The following is a 19043-nucleotide window of genomic DNA, read 5'->3' as shown; positions in this document are numbered from 1 at the left end:
TACAATTAATAAGCTCTTTTATCGTTTCCTTCATAGTAATTAATAAAAGCCTCATTTACAACTCTATGACCACCAGGTGTAGGATAATCTCCGGTAAAATACCAATCTCCTAAGTTATTAGGGCAAGCCTTATGCAAGTTCTCTACAGTTTGATAAATTACCTCTACATCTGCCTTAACATCTTTTGTTTTTAGCATTTGAGCAATTTTTGCTGATATTTCTTCTGTTGTAAATGGTGCGTAAATTTCTTTTACATAATTTACAATTTCTTCATCTGCCTTAGATTGTTGCTCTTTAGATTTTTTATAAACTTCACCTATAATACCTTCTTGATTTGTATCTTTTAATAATTCTATCGCAGCTTTAAACGCAATAAAAGCATCAATTTCGCCATATCTATACCATAACAATCTGGGTAGCGTATTTGAGGCGCAGATGAAACAACTACTATCTTCTTAGGGCTAAGTCTATCTAATATTTTAATAATACTTTTCTTTAAAGTTGTTCCTCTTACAATACTATCGTCTATAATTACAAGATTGTCTGTAGGTTTTACAACACCATAAGTAATATCATAAACATGTTCTACAAGGTCATCTCTAGAACTATCATCAGCAATAAATGTTCTTAACTTTGCATCTTTAATAGCTATTTTTTCAAAACGAGCTCTTTCAGATAAAATCTCTGTTACTTTTTGAGCAGATAACTTAGTACCACCTGCTAAGATTTTTTGTGTTTTTTGCTGATTAAGTAAATCTTCTGCAGCTTCCGTCATTCCGTAGAAAGAAGTTTCTGCAGTATTTGGTATGTAAGAAAAAACAGTGTTAGAAATATCGCTATCTATCGATTTTAATATTTTAGGAAACACTAATTTACCTAAGTTTTTTCTTTCTTCATAGATTGATGCATCACTTCCTCTAGAAAAATAAATACGCTCGAAAGAACAAGCTTTGTTTTCTCTTGGTTCTAAAACTTGTTTAATAGCTGTTTTACCATTTTTCTTAATAATTAAAGCATGCCCTCTTTCTAATTCTTGTACTTTATCAATTTCGATATTAAATACTGTTTGAATTACAGGTCTTTCTGATGCTACAACTACAACCTCTTCATCTTCGAAGAAATATGTAGGTCTTATTCCGTTTGGATCTCTTAAAACAAAAGCATCTCCGTGACCAACTAATCCTGCCATTGCATAACCACCATCCCAGTTTTTAGAAGATCTTTTAAAACTTTTTTTATGCTTAAATTTTCTTCGATATAAGGCGAAGCATTCTTTTTATTAAAACCTTTCTTTTTTGCTTTCTGATATAATTTAGCCACTTCATCTTCTAAGAAATGACCAATTTTCTCCATGACAGTTACTGTATCTGTAAATTCTTTTGGATGTTGCCCCAACTCTATTAACTCTTCTAATAAATGTTTAGAATTAGTCATGTTAAAGTTACCTGCAACAATTAAGTTTTGATGTTTCCAATTACTTTGACGTAAAAACGGATGCACACTTTCGATACTGTTTTTACCAAATGTACCATAACGAACATGACCTAAAAATAAGTTACCAATGTAAGGCATGTTTTCTTCTTGCCATGCTACATCATCTTTCTTATCTGGGTTTTGTTCTAAAACACCATTTAAGCGATCGTTAATTTGCCCAAAAACATCTTGTATTGGTTGCGATTTGTTAGAACGAACTCTGCTAATATATCTAGTACCAGGTTCTACATTAAACTTTACACTTGCAAAACCTGCACCATCTTGACCACGATTATGCTGCTTTTCCATTAATAAATACATTTTATTAATTCCGTAAAAAGCAGTACCGTATTTATCTTTGTAAAACTGTAATGGTTTTTTTAATCTAACAAGTGCAATTCCACATTCATGTTTAATAGCATCACTCATTTTTATAATATTTTTAGTTGTATTGTGTTGTTATTGTTGCAATTATATCAAAAAAATCCGCAGTTTAAACCGCGGATTTACATTAAGATAATTTTATATCAAATTGTGTTAAGTCTTTAAAAGCTTGTAAGCGCGTTTTAACTTCATCTGTTGTTAGCTCTTGCATGCGCTCTGTACCAAATTTCTCTACACAGAAAGAAGCTAAGTTAGAACCGTAAATTATCGCGTTCTTCATGTTTTCAAAAGATATATCTTCTGTTTTTGCTAGATATCCGCAGAAACCTCCTGCAAATGTATCTCCGGCACCAGTAGGATCAAAAACTTCTGCTAATGGTAATGCAGGTGCAAAAAACATTTTTCCTTCATTAAATAATAAAGCTCCGTGTTCTCCTTTTTTAATTACTACATATTTAGGTCCCATTGCGTGGATTTTCTTAGCAGCATTTACTAAAGAATATTCACCGGATAATTGGCGGGCTTCTTCATCATTAATTGTAATTACATCTACTCTTTTTAAAACAGTATGTAAATCATCTAAAGCAATATCCATCCAAAAATTCATAGTATCTAAAACTATTAGTTTTGGTTTTTCTGTCATTTGATCTAAAACAGAAGCTTGCGTTAACGGGTGTAAATTACCCAACATTACAATACCTGCATCTTTAAAAGAATCGGTACAACTGGTGTAAACGTTTCTAAAACATTTAATTCTGTTACTAAAGTATCTCTAGAATTCATATCGTTGTGATATTTACCACTCGAGAAAAAGTTTTACCTTCTTTATCTACTTCAATACCATCTGTATTAATTCCTTTAGAATTCATCATTTCTAAATAAGAATCAGGAAAATCTCCACCAACAACAGATACAACACCTGTTTCTACTCCAAATTGAGATGCTGCTAAACCTACAAAAGTTCCGAGCCTCCTAAAATCTTATCTGTTTTACCAAAAGGTGTCTCAATAGCATCAAAAGCTACTGTACCAACTGCTAATAATTTACTCATTTCTTATAATTTATGCGTAATTTTGCTTTTTACAATAAAACGCTTTTTGAAAGCGCAAAAATAAGTTTTAAAAATGACTATCAAAGAAATACAAGAAGAAATTATTGATGAGTTTTCTATGTTTGATGATTGGATGGATCGTTACGAATACATAATAGAGCTTGGTAAATCTTTGCCTATAATTGAAGATACACATAAATTAGACGAAAATTTAATTAAAGGATGCCAATCTAAAGTTTGGTTATATTCTGAATTAGATGCAGATAAAATTAAGTTTACTGCAGATAGTGATGCTATTTTAACTAAAGGAATTGTGGCATTATTATTGAGGGTATTCTCGGAACAAAAACCGGCAGATATTTTAACTGCAGAAACCACTTTTATAGATCAAATAGGTTTAAAAGAACATTTAAGCCCTACACGAGCAAACGGTTTGGTATCTATGGTTAAACAAATAAAATTGTACGCAATTGCGCAACAAACTAAATTACAGAATTAAGAAATTATATAATGACAGATAAAGAATTAGAAGAAATTGGAGATAAAATTGTAGGTGTTTTAAAAACAATTTACGATCCAGAAATACCTGTAGACATTTATGAGCTTGGTTTAATTTATGATGTTTTTGTTTCTGATGAAAATAATGCAAAAATTTTAATGACTTTAACGTCTCCGAATTGCCCAGTTGCAGAGAGTTTACCAGTAGAAATTGAAGATAAAGTTAAGTCTTTAAAAGAATTAAATAACTGCGAAGTAGAAATTACCTTCGACCCAACTTGGACACAAGAAATGATGAGCGAAGAAGCAAAACTAGAGTTAGGAATGCTTTAATTACATATAAATTTAACAGAAAAAGCAATTATTAATAATTGCTTTTTCTGTTAATACAACTTAAGTTTTTATTTATTTTAAACAATAAAGTAAAATTATAAATGGCAGAAGAAATTATAAATAGAGTAGCAAATAGCAAGTTAAAAACCTTTGACCTAGAAGAGATTTATCCTGAAGGAAAAAGAGTCTCATTTGATATTAAAGATTGGCTATTTGAAGAAATAATTTTGAAAGAAAAAGATTTTAGAAATGCAGTAAAAAATCATGATTGGTCTCAATACAAAAACTGTTTTGTAGCTGTTAATTGCTCTGTAGATGCAATTATACCTTCTTGGGCTTTTATGCTAATTGCTGCAGAAGCTACACCATATGCCAACAAAGTTGTTATTGGTAATTTAGAATTATTAGAAACTGTTTTATACCAAGAACTTTTAAATTTTGTCGATCTTAGAGATTATACAGATTGCCCTGTAATAATTAAAGGTTGTGCAGAAAAACCAATACCAGATTCTGCATTTGCTTTTTTAATTGCAAAACTACAACCTATAGCCAAATCTATTATGTTTGGCGAAGCTTGTTCTACAGTACCTTTATATAAATCGAAAAAATAAATTTACACATTTATAAATCAAAAAAATTAACATTAAAAACACTTATAATGAGAAGACTAGCAACCCTTCTTTTATTTATTTTTATAGCAAGTAATTCTTATTCTCAAAAGAAGAAACTAGACACTTTACCAAAGCCAAAATGGAAAGTAAACGGTAGACTTGCCTTTGTTTTTAATCAATCTTCTTTTTCTAATTGGGCTTCGGTGGCCAAAACACTGTTGCTGGAAACATCAATATAAATTACGATTTTAATTATAAGAAAAATAATTTAAACTGGGATACTCGATTATTATCTGGTTACGGTTTAAGTCATATCAGCGAAAAAGGCTACAGAAAAACAAACGATCGATTTGAACTAAATTCTTTATTAGGTATAAAAACAACAACTTATTGGTTTCTTTCTTTTATTGCCAATTTTAAAACACAATATACCAAAGGGTTCGATTATTCAAAAGAGCCTAAATTACTAGTGTCAGAGTTTTTATCTCCTGCTTATTTAACTTTTGGACCAGGAATGTTATGGAAAAAATCTGATGATTTAAATTTAAACATTGCACCAGCTACAGCCGGATATACATTTGTAAACGAGTTTTTCACAAAAGATTCCGGTAAATTTGGTGTAGACGAAGGTAAAACTCTTGCTTTTGGACTAGGTTTTAACCTTTCTGGTTACTATAAATTTGCCTTGATGAAAAACATTGAAATGGAAAACATCTTAACAATGTATACAGATTATCTTGCAAATGTTGGTAATGTCGATTTAGATTATCAAACAAATTTGCGTTTTACTGTAAACAAACATATTAAAATGCACATGACTTTTCATACAATTATTGATGATAACTCATCAAGTAAAATTCAATTTAGACAGCTTTTTGGTTTAGGCATGAATTATAGCTTCCACGAAAAAGTGACTTATTAATATTTTTATTGTCTAAAAGAATAAAAGTGTACTTTTGCACGCTTAAATTTAAAAATAGTCAACATGAAAAAATTATCAATCTTAATTTTATTGGTATTTATTAGCTTTTCTGCAAGCGCACAAACAGCAGAAGAATTAAAGAAAGAACAAGCTCCTAAAAAAGCTCAAATTGCTAAATTACAAGGAGAAGTTAATGCGATACAAGCAAAAATTGATGCTTTACCTGGTTGGAGAAAAGGTGCTTTTGGTACTATAGGTGCAAGTTTATCCGGTTTTAACAACTGGTACGCTAGAACAGCTCCTACTGCATCTGCAGGTAATATTGGTGTAACTGTAAATGGTTTTGCTAATTTAATTGAAGAAGACTTTTTCGGAGAAACTCTGCTGCAATTAACTTAGGTTGGGTTAAGTTAGATGAAAAAGGTGTTGCCGGAGACGAAGGTTTTGATACTGCTACAGATGTATTTACAATCTCTTCTTTATACGGTAAAAGATTAAATAAAAAATGGGCTTTATCTGCACTTGCAGAATACAGAACTACAATTATAGATAATTTTAACGATCCTGGTTATTTAGATTTTGGTGCTGGTCTTACTTGGACGCCAACAAGTAACTTGGTAGTTGTTATGCACCCAGGAAACTACAACTTTGTATTTAGTAGTGGTGAAACAGTTTTCGAATCTTCTTTAGGTGCTAAAATTGTTGCAGATTACTCTAAAAAATATGGTAAATTAAGTGTAAAGTCTAATTTATCTGTTTTTCAAAGCTATAAAACTTCAGACTTATCTAACTGGACATGGACAAACTCTTTTGGTTACACTGTTTGGAAAGGAATTGGAGTTGGTTTAGAATTAGGTTTACGTAAAAACAAACAAGAAGCATTAAACAATGCATTAATTGACAATCCTGCAGAAACTTTTTCTACTGTAGACAACAAATTACAATCTTATTATTTAGTTGGTATGAGCTATGCTTTCTAAATAGAAAACAATATTTTAAAAGAAACCTCAAGAAGAAATTCTTGAGGTTTTTTTATTTTGTGTAAATTAGCATCTCAAATAAATAATACATGACTTTATTAATAATTTTTGCAACAATTTCTATTTTCTTTTCTTTTTTATGCTCTATTTTAGAAGCTGTACTGTTAAGTATTACACCAACTTTTATCAATCTTAAAAAAAGTGAAGGTGAACAATATGCTACGCAATTAGAAACTTTTAAAAAAGATGTTGATAAACCTTTAATTGCTATTTTAACTATTAACACCATTGCACATACTGTTGGTGCAATTTTAGTAGGTGTGCAAGCAAAAGTTGCTTACGCAGAAATGTATGGTACAGATGTAAAAACGGTATTTGGCATTAAAATTACAGAAGATGTAATGGTTGGTTTAGTTTCTACTATAATGACAATTTTAATTCTAGTCGCATCAGAAATTATACCTAAAACCATTGGAGCTACTTACTGGAAACAACTTGCTAATTTTACAGCTAAAGCTTTAAACATAATGATTTTTCCGTTGAAATGGACAGGAATATTATGGATTTTACAATTAACAACAAAGTTAATTGGTGGCAAAGGTCATGGAAGTATTTTAAGTAGAGAAAGCTTTTTAGTAATGGCAGACATGGCAGAAAAAGAAGGTGTTTTTCAGAAAAATGAAAGTAAAGTTATTAGAAACTTACTTGGTTTTAAAGAAATTAAAGTAAATGATGTAATGACACCGAGATCTGTAATAGAAACCGCAGATGAAACTCAAACAATAAGTTCTTTTTATAACGATCATAAAAAATTAAGATTCTCTAGAATTCCTGTATTTTCTGAAAATCCAGATGCAATAACAGGTTACTTTTTAAAAGATAATTTATTGGAAGCAATTATTAATGGTAAAGGCGAAGAAACTTTAGCTACCATTAAAAGAGATATTGTTGTTACAGAAAGAGAATTATCTATACCAGATTTGTTTGACAAACTAATCAAAGAGAAAGAACACATCGCACTTGTAGTAGATGAATATGGTTCTGTTAGCGGTCTTGTTTCTCAAGAAGATGTGATAGAAACTTTACTTGGTTTAGAAATTATGGATGAAAGTGATTCTGTTGCAGATTTACAAGCTTTAGCAAGAAAATCTTGGGAAAACAGAGCAAAAAGAATGGGCATTATAAAAGAAGATGATTCAAAAGAATAATCTTTAAAATGAAAACATAAAAAAATCCTACTGCAATACTTCGCAGTAGGATTGTTTTTATTCTTCCTCTTTATATTCGTAATATAAAAAGTCGTTATAAGGAAAACGCTGAATATGTATTTTCTTTACTTCTTCGTACGTTTTGTCTTTAAAATCATCTAAATTTTCTTTATTTAGCGCAGAAATAAATATTGATTCTACTTCTTTATCGTTCATCCAAGTTTTTTTCCAGTCTTGTAAAGTATAATGCTCTTTGCCTTTTTCTGTTTCTAAATCATCTGCATCAATTGTTTCATGCTCGTAAGCATCAATCTTATTAAACACCATTAAGGTAGGTTTATCTGCACATTTAATATCATCTAAAATTGTATTAACAGATGCAATATGATCTTCAAAATTAGGATGCGAAATGTCTACAACATGCAATAACAAGTCTGCTTCTCTAACCTCATCTAAAGTAGATTTAAAAGATTCTACCAATTGTGTTGGCAATTTTCTAATAAACCCAACAGTATCTGTCATTAAAAAGGAATGTTTTTTATAACCACTTTTCGAACTGTTGTATCTAAAGTTGCAAATAATTTATTTTCTGCAAAAACATCACTTTTACTAATCACGTTCATAAGTGTAGATTTACCAACATTGGTATAACCTACTAAAGCAACTCTTACCATCTTACCACGATTCTTTCTTTGAATCGCCATTTGCTTGTCTATTGTTTTTAGACGTTTTTTTAATACGGATATTTTATCACGAATTATACGTCTATCAGTTTCAATTTCTGTTTCACCAGGTCCACGCATTCCAATACCACCTTTTTGTTTATCAAGGTGTGTCCAAAGTCTTGTTAAACGAGGTAACAAATATTCGCTTTGGGCAAGTTCTACTTGTGTTTTTGCAGAACTAGTTTGTGCTCTTTGCGCAAAAATATCTAATATTAAATTGGTTCTATCTAAAATTTTACAATCAAGAATTTTTTCGATATTTCTTAACTGTGCAGGCGATAATTCATCATCAAAAATAGCTGTACCAATTGCATTGGCATGTATAAAATCTTTAACATCTTCTAGCTTACCAGCTCCTAAAAAAGTTTTCGGATTTGGTCTTTCCATTTTCTGCACAAAGCGTTTAACAACAACACCGCCGGCAGTTTGTGTTAAAAACTCTAGTTCATCTAAATATTCATCAGATTGTGTTTCGTTTTGTTGCTGTGTAATTACACCAATTAAAACTGCTTTTTCTGAAATTGCTTCTTTTGCGTCTATCATAGAATGCAAAAATACAAACAATTCTTGTCTTTTAGGCTAAAAAAACCTTAGCAAAAGCTAAGGTTTATATTACTAATTCAAATTCAAAACAGAAAGTTTACAACGTTTTCTGCGCAACAAAAGTAGCTTAATAATAAAAGAACTATGTATTCTTTACATTAAGAAACCCTTTAATTTTTGTTAATTTAGTTTTGTTTTAAAAATTTTACAGGCACTCTATATGTTTTTAAAATTTCTAATTTTTCTATAGATGCTATTTGGTAGTTTAATCTATTTTTTATGAAAGAAGCTACATTCGGTTTTTTAGAATCTACAGATACAACAATTATCTCTCCTTTTTTGTTTATGATAAAGTCTACAGTAGTTTTTATGTTTGAGTCTAGATTTCCTTTATAGTTTCCTAATAATTCGATAATTTTTTTCTTAATTTTAAATCGATTTCTTTCACGTCGTCATTGTTGTTAGAAAACGTAGATACACTTGTCAATACTGCTACTAAAAATACAATTGCTAATTTTTTCATGATTAATTTTTTAAAATTTCTTTTTTTTGTGTTGCTAACTTGCACTGTAAAATTAGTTTAAGAGTTCGAAAAAAATCAAAATAAAATGTTATAAAAACAACTTTTTTAAGTTAGTAATCAGTTAATTACACCTGTTTTAACACTTAAGAAATATTGCTTATATTTTATTAAAAAAATTAAAATTTAAAGTGAGTTATCACTAAAAACCACAGTTTGATATCAATACTACAATACAAATAGCTTTTAGATTTTAATTCGATAAAATCACTAGTTAATTTAATGTAAAGTCTGTAGATTATTTTGTTACTTTTACCATTAAAATATTTATATGTTTCCTTCGATTAAGTCTTCTAAACAAAGTAAAAAAATTACAACAATTGGTTTTTACAATGTAGAAAATCTGTTTGATACAGAAGACAATCCTAAAACTTTTGATGATGATTACACAAGTGATGGAAAAAGAAAATGGACATACAAAAGATATAAAATAAAAATTAAAAAATTAGGCTCTGTAATATCTCAACTAGGTTTAAACAGATCTAAATATCCGCCTGCAATTGTTGGTTTGGTTGAAGTAGAAAACGCTAAGGTGGTTAGAGATTTAATAAATTCTTCTAACTTAAAAAAGCATCATTATGGTTTTGCACATTATGATTCTCCTGACGAAAGAGGTATTGATGTTGCCTTGTTATACAATAAAAGAGTTTTTGAATTTTTAAAATCAGAAACATTCCCAGTTTTTCTAGAAGATGACGAAGGCGAAAGAGATTATACTAGAGATATTTTAAAAGTTAGCGGTAATTTACATGGCGAACTTGTACATATAATTGTAAACCATTGGTCTTCTAGAAGAGAAGGTGCAGCAGAAACAGAACACAAAAGAGTTACCGCAGCAATTACTGCTAGAAATATTATAAAAGACATTAAAGACAAACATTACGATGCAAAAATAATTGTAATGGGAGATTTTAATGACGACCCAACAAGTAAAAGTGTAAAAACCTTGGTTTCTGATGATTTTATAAATCCGATGGAAACTATTTTAGACAGAGAAAAGCTGGGTTCTTTAACCTATGACGGTAAGTGGAATTTATTCGATCAGATTATATTTTCTAAAAATTTCACAGAAAAGAAAGAAGGAAAACTTTACTTTAAACACGCAGAAGTATTTAATAAAGAATGGTTAAAGATTTTTAAAGGAAAATTAAAAGGTAGCCCGTTTAGAACTTATATTGGTCCTTGGTATCAAGGCGGATTTTCAGATCATTTTCCGGTATATGCTTTTCTTAAGAAAAAAGACGACTAACTACTCTTTACCTACATTTTTAAAGGCACTTCTTAGTTTTTCATCATTAATAATATACTTTTTATATTTTCCATCTTTATATCTAAAATAAATAAATATTGGCATAAATATAAAAGATAAGTACAAAACGCCTAACCCCATTACAACTTGGGCTTTTTCGTGTTCTATATTAATTAAATATGCTCCTAATGCCATCCAAACTAAAAAGATAACAAACATTATTTTTAACGCTAATTTCATGTTGCAAAATTACAAAAGTTCTATCTTTAATTTCTAATTTTATTAAAAATGAAATCGATTTTAGTATTTTTACTTGGTTTATTACTTATTTCTTGCACTTCAAACAAAAATAAATTTAAAATGAATAACAAAATTGTGATTGCTCACAGAGGCGCTTCAGGTTATTTGCCGAACATACGCTAGAGTCTAAAGCCATGGCTTACGCAATGAAACCAAATTTTATAGAGCAAGATTTAGTACTTAGTAAAGATGATGTTCCTATTGTTATTCATGATATTTATTTGGATGATGTTACAGATGTTGCAATAAAGTTTCCTCATAGAAAAAGACAAGATAATAGGTTTTATGTAATAGATTTTACTTTTGATGAATTGCAAACTCTTAATGTTTACGAGCGTTTTAACCCAAAAACTGGCAATCAAGTTTATAAAGACAGATTTCCTTCCAAAACAGGTAACTTTAAATTACATTCTTTGCAACAAGAAATAGAATTGATACAAGGTTTAAATGCTTCTACTGGCAGTAATATCGGAATTTATCCAGAAATTAAAGCTCCTGAATTTCATAAAAATGAAGGCAAAAAACTAACAGAAATTGTTTTAAAAGTTCTTACTGATTATGGCTACACAACAAAAAAAGACAATTGTATTTTACAATGTTTTGATGCTAAGGAATTAGAACGAATTAGAAAAGATTTAAAGTCTGAATTGTTTTTGGTGCAATTGATAGAATTTACTGAAGAAACTAAGCAGTTAAATCATTTTGCAAGTTATGCCGACGGAATTGGGCCTTGGTACAAACAAATTTTAGATAAAAAAGTTGATGGTAAATGGCTGTTTACTTCTTTAGTTTCTGATGCACATCAATTAGATTTAAAAGTGCATCCTTATACATTTAGAGCAGATGCTTTAGATGAATTTTCTACGTTCGAAGAAATGATGCAAACCTTAATTTATGAAGCAAATATAGACGGTGCTTTCACCGATTTTCCTGATAAAATGGTAAACTTTATAAACTCTAATAATTAATATGGATAAACTTGTTTATAAAATTAGTCATGCTACAAATAATTTACAGATTTATAATACTGAAGATGAGTTTGCATTTTTTTCTAGTTGGTTTTTAGAATTTGGTAAAACAACCGCAGAAATTTACAATACAGAAGAAGAAATTATTTATAAAATTACCAAGAAATTTAAATTCGGAAATGGCGAATTTCTTATGAAATTGAAACTAAAAAAGGGAAAAAACTAGTTTTAATTTCCGGTAATAAGCAAAATTCAATTTTTAAACTTCAATTAAACGACTCTAATTTTGAGGTTAAAATTCACTATTTTGACAAAAAATCTATTTTTAAAAACGAAGTTAAAATTGCAGAAATAGACGAATCTTTTTTCTCCTCTAAAGAAAAAAACATTAGTAGTGTATTGCTTTCAAATAAAGAGGATTTAGAATTAATCTTTCTTATATTTTCTTGCTTAAAAACAGGCGAAACACATCAAAAGCCGATAATGAAATCTCAAAAAGAATGGATTTCTATAAAAGAGGAATGGTCTTCTTAAAACCACTATAGCTTTGGCAAGCTTTTTAGCCCTGATTGAAGCGGCATCCTTTTTATTATTAATTTGTGAAGTATGAATAAATTAATAATAAAAAGATATAGCAGAAAGCAGGCAATTGCTTCTAAAAAAACTAATTAGTAACTTCTATTAATTTATTTCTATACGCGGTTAATAATTTCGATTTCGAGATAAAACCAACATATTTTTCGTTTTTTACAACGGGTAAATTCCATGCGTTGCTTTCTTTAAATTTTTGCATCACTTTTTCTACCGAGTCATTATGAAAAATTATTGCTGGTGCAGATTTCATAAAATCTGAAACAAAAGTTGTTTCGTATTGTGATTGATCAAACATCATTGGTCTAACATCATCAAGTAATACAATTCCTAAAAAGCGTTTTTCGTTGTCTAAAACCGGAAAAATATTACGTTTTGATTTTGCCACTGCATTTTTCAACATTCCGCCAAATGTAGTTTACGGTGTAATTGGTATAAAGTTTTTTTCTATTAATGTATCTATTCGCATCATCATTAAAACATTTTTGTCTTTGTTGTGCGTAATTAATTCCCCTCGTTTTGCCAACTCTACCGTATAAATAGAGTTAGAAATAAAGTATTTTGTAAAAGCAAAACTAATAGCAGCAACCAACATTAATGGTACAAATAAATCGTAACCACCGGTAATTTCTGCAATTAAGAAAATTGCGGTTAAGGGTGCATGTAAAACTCCGGCCATTAAACCTGTAATACCAATTAATGTAAAATTAGATTCTGATACAGAAAAACCTAATTGATTGATAATTTTAGCTATTGCATTACCCAACACAGAACCCATAAATATTGTTGGTATAAAGATGCCTCCAACTCCGCCAGCAGCAAATGTGGTTGTCATTGCAATTGCTTTAAAAATGGCAATTATCAACAACATAAAACCTACCATATATGCGTTATTTAAATCTACATTATAAGGTATATCTTTTAAAGCATTTGCTGTATTACCATTTAATAAACTATTTATTAAACCATAACCTTCACCGTATAAAGGCGGAATTAAATACAACATAATTCCAATAGCAATACCGCCAATAATCAATTTTTTAAACGGACTCGAAAATCGCTCGAAAAAACGTGTTATTGCAAAATACATTTTAGAAAAATATACAGATGCTATTCCTGTAAAGAAAGCCAAAACAATATAAAAAGGAATATCTTTTACTTGAAAGACATCTACCAACTTAAACCCAAACAAAACATCTGTTCCTGCAAAAAAATAAGAGGTAATTATTGCCGAAACTGATGCTAACAATAACGGAACCAAAGATGCAAATGCTAAATCTAAACTAAAAATTTCGACTGCAAAAATAATAGCAGCTACAGGCGCCTTAAACATAGAAGACATTGCACCAGCAGTTGCACAACCAATTAACAACAATCTGGTTTTTGCATTCATATGAAACAATCTAGCAACATTAGATCCCAAAGCCGCACCAGTACTTACCGCAGGCCCTTGTAAACCTGCAGAACCACCAAAACCAACTGTTAACGGTGCTGTTATTAAAGAAGCAAACATTTTGTAACGTTCTATAATTCCGTTTTTCTTAGAAATAGAATGCAATGTTGTAGATATACCGTGCCCAATTTCTTTTTTAATAATAAACTTTTTAATAGAGTACACTAAAAACAAACCAATTATAGGAAAGATGAAGTACAACGAATAATGGTAATCTTTTATTAAATTTCCTTCTAATAAATCTTCTATTACAAAGGTTAAATACTTTAATATGAAAGTTCCAATACCTGCTAAAAAACCCACAAAAACACTTAAAACATAAATAAACTGTCTTTCAGAAATATATTTATATCTCCAAATTAAAACCTTTTTAAGTATTTTATATTTGTTCGGCATTTAGTTTTTAATAGATAGAAAATCTGTACCTAAATAAGTATTGTCTTTATTAAAATACCAAGCTCTTGCTTTTGGCATTTTAATATCATTTACGGTTTCTAAATTAGAAAGTATAATGTATTCACCATCATTTTTGGTCACATCTTTAAAAAATTGATACACTTGCATTGCATACGTTTTAGGATCAAAATAAAAGTACCAAGTATCTTTACCTACTTCTTTACTGTAAGTTGCTTTTAACACCAAATAGTCTTTTCCTTTAAAAGTTTTCTTTGCTACTTTTTGATCGATAATTGTACCATTATCTTGTAATTTCATTGGCAAACCGTACAAATAAGTGTAATAGTTTTTCATGAATTTTGCACGTTCGCAATTTAAACTGTATTTCTTTTTTTGTGCTTCGGATGGATTTGTATTACCATTAATAGCAAAACTGCAATCTGTTTTATGCACTGCATATTCTGTAATAATTGTATCTCTTGCTGCTTTTAAAAAAAGTATTGTTACGGCAAATTAATTCTGATTCTACTTTTTCTAGGACTTCGTTTTGGGGTTTCCATCGTTACAAAAAATTCTCCGGAAAAGGTAGACCAATTACCATTTGGATCGTGAAAATTAATTGCTTTCTCCAAAAGTTCATCTCCAGTAATTTCTTGAGAAAGTAGAGTTATCGATACTAAAAGTAAAAAAATGTAGCTAAGTTTTTCATAACTTAAAAGTAATAAAAAATCCCGCAAAAGCGGGATTTCTAATTTTATTCTTTATCTTGAATATTTAATTTCAAACTTAATTCTGTTAGTTGCTCATCGTCTATAAAAGCCGGTGCATCTATCATTACATCTCGACCGAATTATTTTTTGGAAACGCAATAAAATCTCTAATTGTTTCTTGTCCGCCTAAAATAGCAACCAATCTATCTAAACCAAAAGCCAAACCTCCGTGAGGTGGCGCTCCGTATTCAAAAGCATCCATTAAGAAACCAAACTGTGCTTTCGCTTCTTCCTCAGAAAAACCTAAATGCTTCAACATAGTCGCTTGAATTTGCTTGTCGTGAATTCTAATAGAACCTCCACCAATTTCGTTTCCGTTTAAAACTAAATCATACGCATTTGCTTTTACTTCTCCTGGTTTAGAATCTAACAATTCTAATTGCCCAGGTTTTGGCGAAGTAAATGGATGGTGCATTGCGTGGTAATGCCCAGTTTCTTCATCTAATTCTAATAATGGAAAATCGATTACCCAAAGTGGCGCAAATACTTTAGGATCTCTTAGGCCTAAACGTTCCGCTAACTCCATTCTTAAAGCAGACATTTGTGCTCTTACTTTGTTTGTTTCTCCGGACAATACACATACTAAATCACCTGGTTTTGCACCTGTAATTTCTGCCCATTTTGCTAAATCTTCTTGATCATAGAATTTATCTACAGAAGATTTAAATGTTCCGTCTTCGTTTACACGTGCGTAAATCATACCTAAAGCACCAACTTGCGGACGCTTTACCCACTTTATAATATTATCTATTTCTTTTCTTGTATATGCGTTTCCGCCAGGAACTGCAATACCAATTACCAATTCTGCAGAATTAAAAACACCAAAATCTTTGTGTTGTGTAACAGCATTTAACTCGCCAAACTCCATACCAAAACGAATATCTGGTTTGTCGTTTCCATACAAACGCATTGCATCATCATACAACATTCTTGGAAATTTATCTACCTCTACATTATTTACTTCTTTTAGTAAATGACGTGTTAATCCTTCAAAAATATTTAAAATATCTTCTTGTTCTACAAACGCCATTTCACAATCAATTTGTGTGAATTCAGTTGTCTGTCTGCACGTAAATCTTCGTCTCTAAAACATTTTACAATCTGAAAATATTTGTCCATTCCACCAACCATCAACAATTGTTTAAATGTTTGTGGAGATTGTGGTAATGCATAAAATTGCCCTTGATTCATTCTAGAAGGTACAACAAAATCTCTTGCGCCTTCGGCGTAGACTTTATTAAATATGGCGTTTCGACTTCTATAAATTCTTGATCAGACAAGTATTTACGAACTTCCATTGCTACTTTATGACGAAAAATTAAACTGTCTTTAACAGGGTTTCTTCGAATATCTAAGTATCTATATTTCATTCGAATGTCTTCTCCTCCATCCGTTTTATCTTCAATTGTAAATGGTGGTAATTTTGCTTCGTTTAAAATTTCTAATTTAGAAACCAAAACTTCTACCTCACCAGTTGGTATGTTTGTATTTTTAGATTCACGTTCTATTACCGTTCCTGTAACTTGTATTACAAATTCTCTACCTAAAGATTTTGCCTTATCCATCATTTCTTTTGGCGTGCGTTCTTCATCAAAAATAAGCTGAGTAATTCCGTATCTATCACGTAAATCTACCCAAACCATAAAACCTTTATCACGTGATTTTTGAACCCAACCCGCTAAGGTTACCTCTGTATTTATATGCGATGCTCTTAACTCGCCACAAGAATTACTTCTATACATTATTTCTAAAAATTTAAGATGCAAAATTAAACAATTTCCTATTAATATTGGTTTTTTGGGCGTTCATTTCTTATCAGAAATGGCCCGCTTTTCGCACTCGCTTTTTTCGTACCTCAAAAGAGCTCAAACAATTGCTACAATCGGTAACGCAAAATCCGTCTTATTCTTTGTAAATTTGCTTTATGAGCGTAATAAACATTCAAGAAAAATTTAACTTGTTTCAAGACTTATGGTCTCCAAAAAAGTTGGTCAATTAAACGGACAACAAGTATTATTGGCAAAATTAAAAGGCGAATTTGTTTTTCATAAACACGACAATGAAGACGAACTTTTTCTAGTTATAAAAGGAACTCTAGATATCGAATTACGAGATAAAACAGTAACTTTAAACCAAGGAGAATTTTATATTGTACCTAAAGGTGTAGAACACAAACCTATTGCAAAAGAAGAAGTACATGTTGTTTTATTTGAACCTTTAAATATAAAACACACCGGAGATGTTATTGCAGATATTACTGTTGAAACGTATGAGTCTATTTAACAATAAACTGTTATTAGTTTTTCTTTTTGATTACTGATAATTAAGAAACGATTAAAAACAATGAGTAAATTATATTTAGTACCAACACCAATTGGTAATTTAGAAGACATGACTTTTAGAGCTATAAAAGTTTTAAAAGAAGTAGATTTTATTTTAGCAGAAGATACACGCACAAGTGGCAAATTATTAAAACATTTTGAAATTGCTACGCAAATGCACAGTCATCATATGCACAACGAACACAAGTCTGTAAAAGGAATTGTACAAAGAATTCAAAACGGAGAAACGTGTGCTTTAATTTCTGATGCCGGAACACCTGCAATTTCAGATCCTGGTTTTTTACTAACTAGAGCTTGTGTAGAAAATAATATTGATGTTGAGTGTTTACCTGGCGCAACAGCTTTTGTACCAGCACTAGTAAACTCCGGATTGCCAAATGACAAATTTGTTTTCGAAGGATTTTTACCCGTAAAAAAGGGAAGACAAACTCGTTTTCTTTTTTTAGCCGAAGAAAAAAGAACCATGATTTTTTACGAATCGCCACACAAACTGTTAAAAACTTTAGGCCATTTTATAGAATATTTTGGAGCAGAAAGACAAGTTTCTGTTTCAAGAGAACTCACAAAAATGTTTGAAGAAACTGTAAGAGGAACCGCAACTGAGGTTTTGGCTCATTTTACAAAAAAACCTCCAAAAGGAGAAATTGTAGTAATTGTTGAAGGAAAATCATCTAAATAAAACTAAAAACCTCAATAAATAGAAAAATTATTTATTGAGGTTTTTAATTATCGCTTAATAAAATTCTTAATTCTTCGTTGTAATTAATATCACACCATTTGGCGCATTATATTTTTTCAAAGCTTTTTCACCTTTTAAAACCTCCATTTTTTCAATATATCTTGGCGCTAAAGAGTCTAAAACTTTTCTACTTGAAACCACACCATCTATAATTACTAGCGGCTCCTTTTTAGTGTCTTTAGTTAATAATTTCTCTTTTTTCTTTATCAGACCAATCTATAGATTTATACTGCTTTGTATTAATTATAATGACTCCATTTGGCGCATTATATTCAGCTAACGCCTTTTCTCCTTTTAAAATATGCATCGATTCTATTTGAGATTGATCTATTAACTCAACAGGAAACTCAAACTTTTTTCCGTCTACTATAATTAGTGGCTTTTTATCATCTTTTACTTTTACATATAAGTTTTTCTTATTTGCATTTTGAGCTAAAGCAGTAAAATTACACGCCATTAATAGTACTAATAAGATGGTTATTTTTTTCATGATATTTATTATTTTAATTTAGTTTTTATTCTTGTTTAGTATACACAATTATCAATTCGTCTTCAAAAATGATGGTTTCATTATTAGTAAACATACTTCTTGCTTCATTAAGTAAAAGTTCTTTTTCTTCAATGCTCTGCTTATTATTAGAAAAACTATAAAATGCTAACGTAATTAAAACCGCTACAGAAGCTACAGCTCCAAAAAATTTATATCTAAAACTGTATTTGTTTGCTATTTTAGGTTCAAAAGAATTCCATAGTTTATCATTAAAATTATTTGGAGCAACTTTTTTGTTAGTTTTTACAAAATTTGCCCAATTTCCTAATCCTTCTTCGGTATTATTTACACTATCAAACAAATAAGCTTCTTCTTCTAAAGTAGTATTACCTAACTTATATTTTTCTACTAAGTTTTTAATATTTTCCTCTTTCATA

At 30.0% G+C, this 19043-nt stretch carries 17 protein-coding genes and 7 pseudogenes; 12 read left to right on the top strand and 12 right to left on the bottom strand.

All coding sequences use genetic code 11. From position 1 onward, the window contains the following. Positions 1-5: 5 nt before the first annotated feature. Both ACZ1HD_RS02045 and ACZ1HD_RS02040 read right to left on the bottom strand, forming a co-directional pair. Positions 6-1902, bottom strand: a pseudogene (locus ACZ1HD_RS02045) (amidophosphoribosyltransferase). A gap of 82 nt (positions 1903-1984) precedes the next feature. Next, positions 1985-2908: pseudogene (locus ACZ1HD_RS02040) on the bottom strand (PfkB family carbohydrate kinase). A gap of 73 nt (positions 2909-2981) precedes the next feature. On the opposite strand from ACZ1HD_RS02040, the gene ACZ1HD_RS02035 reads away from it, so the two are divergent. From ACZ1HD_RS02035 to ACZ1HD_RS02005, 7 genes and pseudogenes are all read left to right on the top strand, one after another. Continuing rightward, complete coding sequence (locus ACZ1HD_RS02035; protein WP_077810980.1) at positions 2982-3407, top strand: SufE family protein; 426 nt, start codon at positions 2982-2984, stop codon at positions 3405-3407. A gap of 11 nt (positions 3408-3418) precedes the next feature. Continuing rightward, positions 3419-3739 (top strand): DUF59 domain-containing protein, encoded by a 321-nt coding sequence (locus tag ACZ1HD_RS02030; RefSeq protein WP_077810979.1) that lies wholly within the window; start codon positions 3419-3421, stop codon positions 3737-3739. A 101-nt stretch (positions 3740-3840) separates the two neighbouring features. Beyond that, the gene (locus ACZ1HD_RS02025) at positions 3841-4350 is read left to right on the top strand and encodes a DUF2480 family protein (RefSeq protein WP_375240964.1); all 510 of its coding nucleotides are present in this window, start codon (positions 3841-3843) and stop codon (positions 4348-4350) included. Between the two features lie 47 nt (positions 4351-4397). After that, positions 4398-4589 carry a hypothetical protein gene (locus tag ACZ1HD_RS02020; protein WP_472688510.1) on the top strand — a complete coding sequence of 64 codons (192 nt, stop codon included), beginning with the start codon at positions 4398-4400 and terminating at the stop codon, positions 4587-4589. Further along, positions 4544-5272, top strand: coding sequence for a DUF3078 domain-containing protein (locus ACZ1HD_RS02015; protein WP_472688509.1), 729 nt, complete (start codon positions 4544-4546; stop codon positions 5270-5272). Before ACZ1HD_RS02020 ends, ACZ1HD_RS02015 begins: the two co-directional genes overlap by 46 nt. A gap of 63 nt (positions 5273-5335) precedes the next feature. Next, a pseudogene (locus ACZ1HD_RS02010) lies at positions 5336-6252 on the top strand (DUF3078 domain-containing protein). 89 nt (positions 6253-6341) lie between these two features. After that, positions 6342-7460, top strand: a complete 1119-nt coding sequence (locus ACZ1HD_RS02005) for a CNNM domain-containing protein (RefSeq protein WP_079738032.1) — start codon at positions 6342-6344, stop codon at positions 7458-7460. 57 nt (positions 7461-7517) lie between these two features. Here ACZ1HD_RS02005 and hflX read toward each other — a convergent pair. Together hflX and ACZ1HD_RS01995 are read right to left on the bottom strand one after the other, a co-directional pair. Beyond that, positions 7518-8728 (bottom strand): annotated as a pseudogene (gene hflX, locus ACZ1HD_RS02000) (GTPase HflX). A gap of 400 nt (positions 8729-9128) precedes the next feature. Continuing rightward, positions 9129-9251, bottom strand: coding sequence for a hypothetical protein (locus tag ACZ1HD_RS01995; protein ID WP_472688508.1), 123 nt, complete (start codon positions 9249-9251; stop codon positions 9129-9131). A 328-nt stretch (positions 9252-9579) separates the two neighbouring features. Between ACZ1HD_RS01995 and ACZ1HD_RS01990 the strand changes: the two genes are divergently transcribed. Beyond that, on the top strand, positions 9580-10557 hold the full coding sequence (locus tag ACZ1HD_RS01990; RefSeq protein ID WP_472688507.1) for an endonuclease/exonuclease/phosphatase family protein: 978 nt from the start codon (positions 9580-9582) through the stop codon (positions 10555-10557). Here ACZ1HD_RS01990 and ACZ1HD_RS01985 read toward each other — a convergent pair whose 3' ends face one another. Then, positions 10558-10797 carry a hypothetical protein gene (locus tag ACZ1HD_RS01985; RefSeq protein ID WP_472688506.1) on the bottom strand — a complete coding sequence of 80 codons (240 nt, stop codon included), beginning with the start codon at positions 10795-10797 and terminating at the stop codon, positions 10558-10560. Positions 10798-10991: 194 nt separating this feature from the next. On the opposite strand from ACZ1HD_RS01985, the gene glpQ reads away from it, so the two are divergent. Together glpQ and ACZ1HD_RS01975 are read left to right on the top strand one after the other, a co-directional pair. Then, positions 10992-11825 carry a glycerophosphodiester phosphodiesterase gene (gene glpQ, locus ACZ1HD_RS01980; RefSeq protein ID WP_472688505.1) on the top strand — a complete coding sequence of 278 codons (834 nt, stop codon included), beginning with the start codon at positions 10992-10994 and terminating at the stop codon, positions 11823-11825. Between the two features lies 1 nt (position 11826). Continuing rightward, positions 11827-12051: a hypothetical protein gene (locus ACZ1HD_RS01975; protein WP_472688504.1), complete on the top strand. Its 225-nt coding sequence runs from the start codon at positions 11827-11829 to the stop codon at positions 12049-12051. 438 nt (positions 12052-12489) lie between these two features. Here the strand turns inward: ACZ1HD_RS01975 and ACZ1HD_RS01970 are convergent. From ACZ1HD_RS01970 to aspS, 4 genes and pseudogenes are all read right to left on the bottom strand, one after another. Next, positions 12490-14265 (bottom strand): annotated as a pseudogene (locus ACZ1HD_RS01970) (chloride channel protein). Continuing rightward, positions 14266-14718: a DUF6503 family protein gene (locus ACZ1HD_RS01965; RefSeq protein ID WP_472688503.1), complete on the bottom strand. Its 453-nt coding sequence runs from the start codon at positions 14716-14718 to the stop codon at positions 14266-14268. A 50-nt stretch (positions 14719-14768) separates the two neighbouring features. Then, positions 14769-14897, bottom strand: a complete 129-nt coding sequence (locus ACZ1HD_RS01960; RefSeq protein WP_472689437.1) for a DUF6503 family protein — start codon at positions 14895-14897, stop codon at positions 14769-14771. A 122-nt stretch (positions 14898-15019) separates the two neighbouring features. Continuing rightward, a pseudogene (gene aspS, locus ACZ1HD_RS01955) lies at positions 15020-16777 on the bottom strand (aspartate--tRNA ligase). Between the two features lie 182 nt (positions 16778-16959). Between aspS and ACZ1HD_RS01950 the strand changes: the two are divergent. Continuing rightward, positions 16960-17318: pseudogene (locus ACZ1HD_RS01950) on the top strand (cupin domain-containing protein). Positions 17319-17378: 60 nt separating this feature from the next. Beyond that, positions 17379-18056 (top strand): 16S rRNA (cytidine(1402)-2'-O)-methyltransferase, encoded by a 678-nt coding sequence (rsmI, locus tag ACZ1HD_RS01945; RefSeq protein ID WP_472688502.1) that lies wholly within the window; start codon positions 17379-17381, stop codon positions 18054-18056. 66 nt (positions 18057-18122) lie between these two features. Here the strand turns inward: rsmI and ACZ1HD_RS01940 are convergent, their stop codons facing one another. Genes ACZ1HD_RS01940 through ACZ1HD_RS01930 form a run of 3 tightly spaced genes read right to left on the bottom strand, consistent with a single transcriptional unit; the run spans position 18123 to position 19042 of the window. Then, positions 18123-18257 carry a hypothetical protein gene (locus ACZ1HD_RS01940; RefSeq protein WP_472688501.1) on the bottom strand — a complete coding sequence of 45 codons (135 nt, stop codon included), beginning with the start codon at positions 18255-18257 and terminating at the stop codon, positions 18123-18125. 37 nt (positions 18258-18294) lie between these two features. Further along, positions 18295-18606 carry a hypothetical protein gene (locus ACZ1HD_RS01935; RefSeq protein WP_472688500.1) on the bottom strand — a complete coding sequence of 104 codons (312 nt, stop codon included), beginning with the start codon at positions 18604-18606 and terminating at the stop codon, positions 18295-18297. Positions 18607-18631: 25 nt separating this feature from the next. Next, entirely contained in the window at positions 18632-19042 is a 411-nt protein-coding gene (locus ACZ1HD_RS01930) for a hypothetical protein (RefSeq protein ID WP_472688499.1), read from the bottom strand. Between the last annotated feature and the right edge of the window lies 1 nt (position 19043).

This window comes from Polaribacter sp. HA6-7, from assembly GCF_055693625.1.
This window is presented reverse-complemented; position numbering and strand designations above follow the sequence as displayed.